At 68.6% G+C, this 11,625-nt stretch carries 11 protein-coding genes and 1 pseudogene; 6 read left to right on the top strand and 6 right to left on the bottom strand.

Going from position 1 to position 11,625, the window contains the following annotated elements; translation table 11 throughout:
• Nucleotides 1-44 precede the first annotated feature (44 nt).
• Nucleotides 45-1,238, bottom strand: a complete 1,194-nt coding sequence (locus tag AOK01_RS25955) for a hypothetical protein (RefSeq protein ID WP_245702417.1) — start codon at nt 1,236-1,238, stop codon at nt 45-47.
• Between the two features lie 440 nt (nt 1,239-1,678).
• Here AOK01_RS25955 and AOK01_RS41645 point away from each other — a divergent pair, with 440 nt between their 5' ends.
• Nucleotides 1,679-1,894, top strand: a complete 216-nt coding sequence (locus tag AOK01_RS41645; protein ID WP_079103746.1) for a hypothetical protein — start codon at nt 1,679-1,681, stop codon at nt 1,892-1,894.
• Nucleotides 1,887-3,110, top strand: a complete 1,224-nt coding sequence (locus AOK01_RS25960) for a helix-turn-helix domain-containing protein (protein WP_213862154.1) — start codon at nt 1,887-1,889, stop codon at nt 3,108-3,110. Before AOK01_RS41645 ends, AOK01_RS25960 begins: the two co-directional genes overlap by 8 nt.
• Before the next feature lie 156 nt (nt 3,111-3,266).
• Here the strand turns inward: AOK01_RS25960 and AOK01_RS46625 are convergent, their stop codons facing one another.
• From AOK01_RS46625 to AOK01_RS25970, 4 genes are all read right to left on the bottom strand, one after another.
• Entirely contained in the window at nt 3,267-3,443 is a 177-nt protein-coding gene (locus tag AOK01_RS46625; RefSeq protein WP_079103747.1) for a DUF433 domain-containing protein, read from the bottom strand.
• Between the two features lie 30 nt (nt 3,444-3,473).
• On the bottom strand, nt 3,474-4,991 hold the full coding sequence (locus AOK01_RS25965; RefSeq protein ID WP_055515754.1) for a LacI family DNA-binding transcriptional regulator: 1,518 nt from the start codon (nt 4,989-4,991) through the stop codon (nt 3,474-3,476).
• Between the two features lie 39 nt (nt 4,992-5,030).
• On the bottom strand, nt 5,031-5,357 hold the full coding sequence (locus AOK01_RS45375; RefSeq protein ID WP_079103748.1) for a helix-turn-helix domain-containing protein: 327 nt from the start codon (nt 5,355-5,357) through the stop codon (nt 5,031-5,033).
• 104 nt (nt 5,358-5,461) lie between these two features.
• The gene (locus AOK01_RS25970; protein ID WP_055515756.1) at nt 5,462-5,743 is read right to left on the bottom strand and encodes a helix-turn-helix domain-containing protein; all 282 of its coding nucleotides are present in this window, start codon (nt 5,741-5,743) and stop codon (nt 5,462-5,464) included.
• A gap of 442 nt (nt 5,744-6,185) precedes the next feature.
• Here AOK01_RS25970 and AOK01_RS25975 point away from each other — a divergent pair, with 442 nt between their 5' ends.
• From AOK01_RS25975 to AOK01_RS25990, 4 genes are all read left to right on the top strand, one after another.
• The gene (locus tag AOK01_RS25975; protein WP_055515758.1) at nt 6,186-7,028 is read left to right on the top strand and encodes a hypothetical protein; all 843 of its coding nucleotides are present in this window, start codon (nt 6,186-6,188) and stop codon (nt 7,026-7,028) included.
• 7 nt (nt 7,029-7,035) lie between these two features.
• Nucleotides 7,036-7,725 carry a zinc finger domain-containing protein gene (locus AOK01_RS25980; protein ID WP_055515760.1) on the top strand — a complete coding sequence of 230 codons (690 nt, stop codon included), beginning with the start codon at nt 7,036-7,038 and terminating at the stop codon, nt 7,723-7,725.
• 508 nt (nt 7,726-8,233) lie between these two features.
• The gene (locus AOK01_RS25985) at nt 8,234-8,863 is read left to right on the top strand and encodes a plasmid mobilization protein (protein WP_245702418.1); all 630 of its coding nucleotides are present in this window, start codon (nt 8,234-8,236) and stop codon (nt 8,861-8,863) included.
• Complete coding sequence (locus AOK01_RS25990) at nt 8,860-10,587, top strand: relaxase/mobilization nuclease domain-containing protein (RefSeq protein WP_055515764.1); 1,728 nt, start codon at nt 8,860-8,862, stop codon at nt 10,585-10,587. Before AOK01_RS25985 ends, AOK01_RS25990 begins: the two co-directional genes overlap by 4 nt.
• Nucleotides 10,588-10,887: 300 nt before the next feature.
• Here AOK01_RS25990 and AOK01_RS26000 read toward each other — a convergent pair.
• Nucleotides 10,888-11,573: pseudogene (locus AOK01_RS26000) on the bottom strand (SPDY domain-containing protein).
• Nucleotides 11,574-11,625 lie beyond the last annotated feature (52 nt).

The raw sequence follows: 11,625 nt of genomic DNA on the forward strand, positions 1-11,625 counted from the left end.
CGGCAGAACCAGCCTGCGTAAGGAGCCTCAGGAAGCGGGACAACTCACTGCGCCGCACCCTCTGGCTCATCAGCCGCGGACGGGTGGACGTACCTTCCCTCGTTGAACGGAGTGAACCACGCCTTGAACGCCATCGGCGCGACACCAAGAGCCGCTCCGACGGCGCTCTCGTCGATGCCGTCCATGGAGTCGTCATAGAGCCACTCGTGGTCCATGTCCTCGTAGACGTTGTCGGCGAACGAGTCGAGCGCGGCCGAGACACCGTCGTCGAGCAGCCCGAAAGTCTCCAGGCTCACGTTCGTCTCGTTCAACAACAGCTTCAGCGCGAGCTCCTCGGCGACGCAGCTCAGCTGCTGGAAGCTGCCATCCGTGAAGCGGGTGGTCATGGCGATCACCGTCACAAGGAAGCGGCGGGCGAAACGGGCGTCGTACTGGAGGGCGTACCGCTCGGGAAGATCCTCGAAGTGCCACAGGGGACCGTCGCATTCCGCAGCGGTGGTGTCCTCCTCCGTCAGAGTCTGCACGTCTTGGAACAGCTCGTCCACCAGGATGTCCGTCGCGTACACCAAGGCACCGGCAGCGAGTTTGGCGTCCTCCGGCGAGACAGCGAACTCGGTGTCGCCGTCTTCCTCCTCGTCGTCTTCGTCGTCCAGGACGCCGAACATCACGGGCGAGAAGGAACGTAGTTCATCTGCCAGTGCCAGCATCTGACCGCGTACCGCCTCAGCTTTCGCCTCGGCGTCGTAGCCCTCGCTGTCGTCCTCGGCCGTGGGGCGCTCGGTATGCCGAGCCTTACGGTCTGCCACATCATCGGGCGGGGCATCGGGACCGTCGGCGGCGGCGAGACTCTCCTGGGCGAGCTCCGGGTGCAGTTCGACCTCACATCGCTCGATCTGCCACTCAGCCAACAGCTCGGACCGTTCCAGCAGTTCACTCACGACCGAGCGCACGGCCTCCTCGGCGAACTCCAGAGCCGGAGCATCCACGAAAACTTTCAGAAGCGCTCCGCCCGGGTAGACGGCCACGATGCTGTCGAGGAGATCGACTTCCATGCCGTCGGGTCCCTCGATAGCCCCGACCGAGTCGAATCCGTCCTCGATGAGCGCCACGGCGCCAGTGCGCTGAAGTGGATCCATCTCCGGAGTGCCCCCCGGGATGTGGGCGTCCACAGTCACTACGTATGTCACGGGTCTGATCCTGGCAGGGATATGCCGCACGACGGGGAGGAATTCGCTCAATCACGAGTACTACGCATTGAGGCAGGCAGTCGGCCCAGCTGATGTCGGCAACAAAGCCGACGTACAGGCCGTACTCCGACTTCGCCTCCCGCGACGATCGAAAACACAGATCACCGCTTACACCGTCCGCTACAAACGAACGGCCCGCGCCTACAGGTGGCGCCATGGCGCCGACGCCGAACACGCCCGCTACCTCGAACGCCACACTCAACACCCGTGCCGCCCCGACGCCTTCGACCGAGCCGTATGACTCTCACCCACCGTCACAGGCAACCGGCAAAGAACCTGCGACGCGCTGCGCCAGCCCCTGCGGCTCAGGCGGTCCCATAAGCTGAGCGTGTCGCCGTTGCCGTCAATGTCGCCATAGTGCGGACACCACACACTAAGTGACGCTATGTTGCACACGCGCAAGCACCATGAGCGACGAAAGGTCCACTGCCATGTCTCGCCTCAACCTCGACCACCTGGCCCTCGCTGCCGCCCGGATCCACGCCGCCGACGAAGTCCGTCGTGACCCGGCCGTTGTCAAGGCGGCCAAGCGGTTCGCGGAGGACAGCGCCCAGGCTCTCCGCTCCGGTGGTGCGCTAGCACGTGAGGCTCAGTCCTCCTGGCGTCGCCACAGCCCGCTGGCCAAAGGGACCGGAACCGATGAATGATTTCAGCGCAGAGGCGATGGGTCTCGTGATCCGCGAGCACCGCCAGGCCCAGAGTCCCTCTATGACCCAGGAAGAGTTGGCTGAGCGGGCCGATTACGGGAAGGGTGGCGCGGTCTCGATCTCCCGGATCGAGCGTGGGCTCGTAAGCCCCGGGGAGCACCGTCTGGCCGCCATCGCCCTCGCGTTCCAACTGACACCCGAGCAACTCAAGCAGGAGGCGGAGGACCGAACCAGGTCTCTCGCTCGGCAGCGGGGCCAGCGGCCGGTGAAGTTGCGCGACCAAGTCGCAGAGACGAAAAGACGTCACGCCGAGATCAACGAGAAGGCGGCCCAGCGGTCGAAGATCACCCAAGAACACGGGAAAGCCTTCAACCATGTCCATGATGTTGCCCGTGACGAGTTTTTCCTCAGGTTTGTGGAACTGGCCGAAAGCATCGGTGGGGCGCCCGAGCCAGAGAGGCCGAGCGAGGAGGAGATCGAGCGCACGGGCGAGATCCCTACCGCGATACGTATCGAAGCCATGTCCGTCGGGATCGCCAATGCGATCCGCGGTGCCGCCGCTGGAGGTGCGGCCGGGGTAGCAGCCGGCGGAGCCGCGGCCTACGGTGCGTTCACTGCCGCCGCGTTGTTCGGGACCGCCTCCACTGGAGCAGCTATTTCGACGCTGTCCGGGGTTGCCGCGACCAACGCAACTCTGGCACTCCTGGGAGGCGGCACGCTGGCTGCAGGCGGTGCGGGCATGGCTGGTGGAACTCTCCTGCTCACAGGCATGGTCGCCGCCCCGGCGGCAGCCCTGGCGGCCGCCGGCTTCTACGTCTTGAGGCAGCGCCGGAACAAGAAGGAGGAGGAGCGTCTCCGAACTGAGGTCGAGGCTGCGGAGGCGGCTCTGGATCAGTCACAGCAAGGCTTCGACGCGATGATCGACGTACTGGATCGTGCCCCGGCCATCATGGAGTACGTCAGCGTCCACGGCACCCACGCCCTTGAAAAATGGAGGGTAAGTCTGCCGCCGGAGCCCCGGGACTGGGAATCGCTCGGGCATGAGGGGCAGGAACGGTACAAGGAGTTCCTGACCGTGGCTGGATGCCTCCTCGCCGTGAGCAGCATCAACGTCAGCGCTCTCCTCACGGCAAAGCCCGACGCTTTGCCCGAGATGGACAAGGCCATCGACGAGACGCTGCGGTACGCGGACAAAACCATCAAGTCGCTCGTCTGAGTCCCGAAGTCATTGCCACGCGCGGACCAGGCGCTACAGCGCGCCGCAAGTCCCTTTCCAGCTGGCGGTGACGGTGGGTGAGGGGCATGCGGCCTGGTCGAAACATTTGGGGCTCCTCCGCGTCTTGGCCACCGCCGCCCTCATCCACCTCGCCGACTACACCAGGTGACTGAAACACACGATCCCGACCAGCAGATAACCTGCGACGCGCTGCACTAACCCCTGGATAGAAGCCGCTGCCCCGGTCCGGGGGACACCGTCCCTGACCAGGGCTGCTACCTCTGCAGCGGGAATCCGGGTTCCTTCGATGACCGGCTCACCGCCACGCAGCATTCGAGGTAACCGGCTGCCGTCTCCCGACCATCAGGCCATCGTCGTGGCGCGAGCGTGCAGCAGCCGATCGAGTACGGCGACCGGTGAGCCCGGATGCAGGCCCCGCCGGGCATCGAGCGCTGCCTCCCACTGCTCAGTCAGGCCGAACTTGAGACGCTCGCGCATGCCGGGGGTCACGTGGGCGTAGCGGGCCGAGACCGAGCCGTCGATGTGGCCCATACGCTCGTCCATCAGCACCTTCTCGGTGCCGAGATCCTCCATGTGCGTGCGGTGGGAGTGGCGCAGGCCGTGCGGGGTGAGCCCTCTGGCAACCGGCAGCCAGCAGGCGTCGGCCCGGCCTTGGGCGTTGCGGCCGCGGACCGGGACACCGGGCCACGGCTCGCCGAGCAGCGGGACCGGGCGGGCCTCCTGAGGTGCCTTCTTCGGGTACCAGCCGGAGGTGGCCGGCGCGAACAGCCAGGTGGCGAAGCCGTTGCGGCGCCAGTGGGCGGCGTTCTCCGTCGGAACGCCTCCTCGGACGAACTTCAGCTCGGCTATGGCACGTTGAACACGGACGCGGGTGTCCTCCCGCACCCGCTCGGGGTGGTTGAGGACATTGGACACGGTGCCGCTGGAGACCTCCGCACGGCGAGCGACGTCCACGAGCTTGGCGCCCGCGTGCCCACCGGTGCGAGCGGTGCCCTGGCCACGGAACACGTACCTCTTGCCGTGGCAGGCGCACGGCGTCGGCTTCGTACGGGCGATGTGGTCGGCGACCAGGGCCGACAGCCAGTCCGTCGCGTCGATGGTGCGGTAGCTGTCGTCCTTGGGCGGGCAGCGGATCAGCTCGCCCGAGTCCAGTTCGTACAGCTGATGCTCCACCCGTACGGAGTCCGGTCGCGCGAACTCTGTTTCCAGGCCGACTATTTCGCCCCACCGCATGCCCGTGTATCCCTTGAGGATCACGGCGACGAACTCGTCGTCGCGCCCGGACAGCAGGGCCGCGCGTTCGGCGATAAGCAGCAGGCCGCGCGGATCGGTGATCACCTTCTCGGGTCCCCGGTCACGGGAACGGCCGGCGCGCTTACCGCGTCCGCGTCGTTTGGTGGCCGGGTTGGCGGCGATTAGGCCCTCGTCCACGGCGTCGGCCAGGATGAGGTGGAGCGTCGAGCGCCAGGTCTTGACGCTGGATGCGGCGTAGACGGACTTCTCCCGCTTCTCCCAGGTTTCCACGTCTGTACGGAGGATGCCAGCGAGGGCCTTGTCCTGGAACTCGGGGAGCAGGTGCTCCTCAATGTGGCGCCGATAGTTCTGCATGGTGGATGCGGCCAGGTCCTGGGCGTCGTACCAGCGACTGGCGTACTCGCCGAAGGTCTCCTGTCCGGCTGCTGGGTCGCGCCAGGTGCCGCGCCGGACCCTGGCCTCTTCCTCGTCTGCGGCCTGCTTCGCCTCGCGCTTCGTGGCGAACTTGACCACCGCACCCGTCGGGTCGGCGACGGTGCCGTACTTGCCTTCGCTGACCTTGTACCTGCCGCGCCAGTAACTGCCGCGTTTCTCGGCGAATCCCATGCCTCGTGCTCCCTCCTTCCTGTGGTCTGCTGTGTCGTGCTAGGCCGCAGTGCCGTACTGGGACCTGCGGGGCGGTCGGGCCTGGAGGCGTTGCGCGGAGGGCATCGGGGGCTGGGGCAGTCGCCCCGTACGCGATGACGTAGTTGTCGGCGCAGGCTGAGGTGTCCGGGGATGGGTGCGCTGCGCGGACCACGTGGCCGGCTCTTCGTGGATGCGGATGATCTCGGCGAGGTGTCCGGCGGTGAAGCGGTATGCGCGACCGACCCGCGTGTGCGGTATCAGGCGCCTGCGCGCCCGGTCCTTGACCCACCAGACAGAGCAGCCGAGCGTCTCGGCGATCTCCTCGGGGCGGTAGAGGCGGGGCAAGGCTGCTTTGCCCTCGGTGCGGGGAAGCGGGCGTGTGAGAGCAGGGGGTGTTGCGGTGTGGCGCAAGAGGGGTGGGTTCCTAACTCTGTGGTGGGCGTACTCGGTCAGCGGCGCTGAACGAAACTCGTCACGGGGCCCTCGGCCTCCTGCAGCAGCACGAGGGGCGAGACAAGGAGGGCTTGGGCGAGGGCGACGAGGTCGTCGATGTCGCAGCGGCGTTGGGCGCGTTCGATGTGGGACAGCATCGTGTTGGTCATCGGACGGCCGAGGGCGCTGACGCGGGCGGCGAGCTCGCGCTGGGCGAGGCCGCGTTCGGTGCGGAGGATTTCGATAGTGCGGGCGGTCCGTATTCCGGCCGGTCCGATTTCCAGGGATCGTGCTGCCATGACTCCATTTGTAGCTTCCATTCGCCGGTTTGGTTAACCGGCGATCGTCGGCTATGTTGCGCCCGGCGAACGGCTGGGGCTTACCTCTCGGCTGGGTTCCGAGTGTCCGGTCGGCCGTGTCTTCGCCAGCTCGAAGGCATGCTCTGACGTGGGGTGTTGTGTTGTAGCTTGCGCTCGCAGCGGAGTCAATGGGTTCTCGACGTGATGCTTCTGGCTTCATCTAACGGTGCACTATTTCGGCAACGGCCGATTCGGGTTTATGGTTTTGGTGATGCCGCGCAGCATCCGTTCGCCGTCGGCTGTCTGATTTCCTGACGGAATGCTGGACTTGTGCGGCATGGATGTGGCTGTCTTGGCTATACGACGCCACCACCCCTCCCCCGTGCATCGCCCGACAAGGGCTCACTGCACCTCCACGCCCTGACCTAGGAGCCGCCGCCCGATGAGCTACGACGCCCGTGAATGGGTGTGGGACCACAGCCACAGCAAGGGCACCGCCCGCATGGTCCTCGCCCTGATCGCCGACCGGTGCCGCGACCGGCACTGCGTCGCGTATGCGTCCGTGCCCACCCTGATGAAACGCGCCAACGCCTCCCGCACCGCCGTGCGCGACGCCCTGGCGAAACTGATCGCCGACGGTGAACTGGTGCAGTTCCCCGACCGCAAGGGACCACGCGGAGAGACCTACTACTGCCTCCCGATCGCCGCCCTCTACCTTGCCGAACAAGCCAGGGAGGGGGATCGGAATCCGCCCCTCCCCGGGGATCAGATTTCGACCCCCTGGGGGCCAGAATCCGACCCTGCTAACCCCTTTGAAGAGGGGCCGGATTCCGGCCCCGGGGAACGGCATCCGGCCCTCAGGGAGTACGGATTCCGACCCGAAGGGGGTGCAGATTCCGACCCCCAGAACAGAAGAGAACCGAAGGTGAACGGTAAGAGCAGCAGCTCTGCCCCACTCATCTCCGCCATCGAGTGGCAGATCGACGACAACGCCCGTGCCTGGCTGCAGCAGCACGGCCACCTCGACCGACTCGGCGAAAACGCCCTGCACACCGCCGACGAGAAGTGGCGCACCTACCGGAGCTCGTGGGCGGCCCGCACCGTCGACGCGTGGGCCGCCGACTGGCGCGCGTGGATCGCCCGGGAACACACCCCCGCCCCTGTCCGCCCGAACCTCTACGCCCTGCCCGGCGGTACCCCCGCCCCGGCCACCGGCATGACGCGATCCGAGGCGCACATGGCCGCCCTGCTCGCCGCCCTCGACGAGCCGACTGGAACGGAGTAACCCGCCTTTGGACCGACGCGAAGTCGCCGCCGTCCTCGCCTACATCGGGCACCTCGACCCCCGCACCATCCGCACCGGCACTGGCGACGCCCGTGACCAGATCGCCCAGTGGCAGGAACTGCTCGCTGACGTGCCCTTCGCCACCGACCACGGCTGGGACGTCCGCCAGGCGATACGGACCCACATCCTCGACTCCCCGTACCCGATCCTGCCCGTGGACGTCGCCCGCAGATGGCGTGCCCACCGACGCGACCGCCTCGACCGGCACACCGACCCCACCCCGGCCGCCGACCCCGACGATCCGACTGCCTGGCGTGACGAGCTGCTCCGGTCCCGGAACGCGGTCGCCACCGGCATTGCCGCCCCTTCGACACACCACCAGATCACCAGCGGTGGCCAGCCCCGCGACGTCGAGGAGCGGCTGCGCGAGATCGGGTCGTACATCCCCCCGGCCGTACGCACCGAGCTGGCCCGCTACCGCCCGACCCGCGCCGCGCGCGAGGCAGCCGTAGCCGAGGGTGTCCCCGATACGCTCGGTGTCCGCTGCGACTGGTGCCACGCGCCTGTGGGCTCCCCGTGCCGTCAGCGGAGGGCGAGCCCTGACGGAGCTGCCCGGGGCAATGTCGTACGTGCGACTCCCCACCCGTCGCGCGTCGACCTCGCCGCTGCCCGGATGGACCGACACCGAGTTGCGTGACACAGCTCGGCGTCACTCCTCGCGGCAGCTGCGTGGGGCTACGACCGTCGGTCCCGAACCGGTCGTACAACGGTCCCGATGAGCACTTCGGGGACCACGTCCCGGGGACCGTGCCGACGACTTCCGGGACCGGTCCCCTCTGAAACCGCAGGTCATAGGGCCTTTCATGCCGGTCCCCAGAACGTCCCCAGCAACGGGGACCGTCCCCACAGCAGCCAGTTCGGTCCCCTTGGGGACAGGACCATGCAGTGAAAGAGGGACGGTCCCCGTGACGGCGTGTCAGGGGGACCGTCCCCGATGAGCCTCGTGTCCCGGTCCCCAAGCGTCTGGGGACCGTGCACCGCAGCGCTTTGGGGACCGGTCCCCCTTGCTCTCCTCGCAACGACAGCCCCGCCCTGACTGCGACTACCGCAACTCCCACGACCGTCGAATCGCCCCGGCCGCTGGCCTCATCTGCCATCGCTCGGCGCCTCATCCCCCTACCGACCACACCCCCGGAGAGCCACACGTGCACGACCGACACCACGAACACACCAACTGGCAGGAGACACCCATCGCCCCAGATAACCGCACAGCAAGTTGGAGGTTCGGACACTCCCCCGCAGGGGGTGCGCCCGAACCCGACCCCGCCCCGGGGGTGGCGCGGTCCGTCCGGCGCCAGGGGGCGCCGCACGGGAAGGCTGCGACCGAGGGCGGATCGCAGCCAGGGAAGGCCGACCGCAAGCGCCGGACCAAGATCAGGGGGAAGGCGCGTCCACGCGACAAGAAGCAGCGACCTGCCCAGAGTGTCCGCCTCAGCGATCAAGAGCACGCCATCATCCAGGTCGGCGCCGATGCCGTCGGCATGAGTCTGGCCGGCTTCCTCGCCCACTCCGCGCTCGCTGCCGCCCGTGACCAGTCCCGCACCGCCGCCACCATTGCCACCGAACGCGATGTGCTCACAGAGCTGTTCGCCATGCGCCGTCAGCTCGGCTGGGCCGGCAGCAACCTCAACCAGGTGGCCAAGGCCCTCAACTCCGGCGGCGATGTGCCCCACCTCAAGGAGGTGCTCGCCGACATCCACCGCGCGGCCAACGCCGTGAAGAAGGCCGCCGACCGGGTCACCAACCGCCAGGAGCAAGAAGGTGAGGCGGCTTGATCCCCAGCATCCACAAGCAGGGCAGCCGTACCCTCGGCCTGCTCCGCTACCTCTACGGCAAGGGCACGCACGAGGAGCACATCGACCCGCACCTGGTCGCCTCCTTCGACCACATGGCGCCCGACCCCGGCCGCGACCCCTCGGCCACGATGGAGGACCTCAAGCAGCTCCTCGACCAGCCCCTCCATCTGCTAGACGCCGACCAGCGACCCGAGAAGCACGTGTGGCACTGTTCGGTGCGCGCCGCTCCCGACGACCCGATCCTGACCGACGAACAGTGGGCCGACATCGCCCGCCGCATCGTCGCGGCCACCGGCATCGACCCCGGCGACGGTGCGGGCTGCCGCTGGGCTGCCGTCCGCCACGCGGACGACCACATCCACATCGTCGCCACCCTCGTACGCGAAGACGGCCGCCGCCCCGACCATCACCGTTCCGGCAAACGCGCCCAGGCCGAAGCGCGCCTCATCGAAGCCGACTACGGCCTCCACCGCGTCGCCCCCGGCGACGGCACTGCCGCCAAGTGCACCACCAGCGCCGAGCGGCACAAGGCCGAACGTCTGGGCAAGGAGCGTGCCTCCCGCGAGGAACTGCGTGAGACCGTCCGCCGCGCGGTGGCCGGTGCCGCTTCCACGGATGAGTTCCTCGGCCGCCTCAAGGACGCCGGGCTTCTCGTCCGCGTCAAGGTCATGCCCTCCGGTGACCTGAAGGGCTACAAGGTCGCCTTGCCCGACGACCGTAACGAGGACAAGGAGCCGATCTACTACGCCGGATCCACCCTCGCCCCCGACCTGTCGCTGCCCCGTATCCAGAAACACTTCACCACCGACTCCGTCCCAGCGGAGGCCGCCGACAGCGAGCGGCCGGAACGCCCTACCGCGCCCTCGGCACCCGCTGCGGCTCGGCGCACCACCGCCCACGCGGCCTGGGCGGCACTGCTCGTCCTCGACCACAGTGGCGACGACGGCGCGGCTGCCGCCCAGATCGCCGCCACCGGCGAGGTCCTCGACGCCCTCGCCAAGACCTCCGCCCTCCACACCCGCAACGAACTGCGCCAAGCGGCCTGGGAGTTCGAGCGGGCCTCCCGCTCCCACACCCGAGCCGAGTTCCGCCACGCGCAGGACCTGCGTCGCGCGGCACGCGACCTTGTCTACAGCGGACCCGCGTTCGGCCGGGGCGAGGACGGGGCCGGCACTGCGATGGTCCTGGACACGCTGGTCTTCCTCGCCATCGCCGCCTCCCACTGGCACGCCCAGCGTCAGCACGCCCAGCAGGCCGAGGCCGCCCGCCGGGCCGCCGAGCACCTGCGGGCCGCCTACCAGCAGGCAGCCGCCGAACCCCTCACGGTGCTGCGCGAACGTGGCCGCCGTATCGCCCCGTCCCTGCGCCACCACCACGCCACCACCGTGCGCGCCGCCCTGCCCGACCTCGCCGAGACCGTCCTGGCCGAGCCCGGCTGGGACGCCCTGGTCACCACCCTCACCGACGCCACACAGGCAGGCCACAACCCGCAGGCCCTACTCGCCGAGGCCGCCGCACGCAGGGAACTGGGCACCGCCGATTCCATCAGCGACGTCCTGGTCTGGCGCCTGCGTCACATGGCCGACCTACCCGCCTACGCGCCGACGGCCCCGGAACCCACCCAGGCCAGCCGCCTCACGGCCGGCCAAGCCATGACACCGCGCCTCTCCACGCCTTTGGCATCACGCGCACCACGCCGCTGACCCCGGCGAAGGTCCGTGGGCGCCATCGCCACTCGTGTCGCCGAACACACGTCATACGCCGGGCCCGACCGGTTCTCCCGGTCGGGCCCAGGGTGTGCCGTCCGCAACCAGGGGCTCGGTGCTCTCACGCTCGCCCTCTTCGTCATACTCGTGATCGGCCGTCATGGTCAAGCCCTCGCCTCGTTCGTCTACTCGTTCGGATTCTGCTAGAAGGAACGCGCCTCAGTGCGCGGACCGCTGCCGCTCGCGGGGAGAGCAGCGGTAAGCCGCACCACAGCGGCTCCTCGGGGGCAGGAGTCGTCAGCTGCGGCGGACGACGGTGACCCGGCCCTCGACGCCTTCGGGCACCGTGCGGCGGGATACCGGAACCAGTGAGGCGAGCGATGTGGCGAACGCCGCGACCAGATCATGATGAAAACTGGCGCTGAAGCTGGAGCACCACAGGTACGCAGCGCCAGGGACGGGTTCCGCCCACGCCTGCCAGCCCAGCAGGTCAGGGCGAGGATCGGCGTCCTGGACGAGCGGCGGCAGCATCTCCAGGGACACGCTGGCGGAGAACCCGGGATCCATGGCGGTGGTCCGAGGCCGGTCCACGTCGCGCAGCCAGCCTTGGGCGCTGAGCGCGTCGACGACCCTCTCCGGCCCGTCCAGGCCGACGTCGGGCGTCTCGCGAGCATCGATCGCCAGGAGGAGGTCGGCGAGCACCTCGTAGGGGAGGCCGGTGGTGAAGTACGCGTTCCACTCCGCCATCGCGGACGTGGCATGCGGGCGGGCACTCAGTTGCCAGGCGACGGGCAGTCCGCCCAGCTCGAACGGGTAGGCCGCGAGGATCCACTCGGCGCCACGCAGCCCGTCTGGGCTCACGTACAGCAGGGTGTGGCGGGCCGTGGGCCACATGCGCCAGCCGAGGCCGGCCAGGGTGTCGCCGATCCACTCGGCGAGAGCGCCGTCGTCACCGGCGAGGTGGCGCGGGTGACCCAGTACACCGGGTCCGTCGGGGAGGGGAGGGAAGGGTCGGTGGCGTGGTGCGGGTGCAGG

The sequence above is a fragment of the Streptomyces aurantiacus genome, assembly GCF_001418335.1.
GTDB lineage: Bacteria > Actinomycetota > Actinomycetes > Streptomycetales > Streptomycetaceae > Streptomyces > Streptomyces aurantiacus.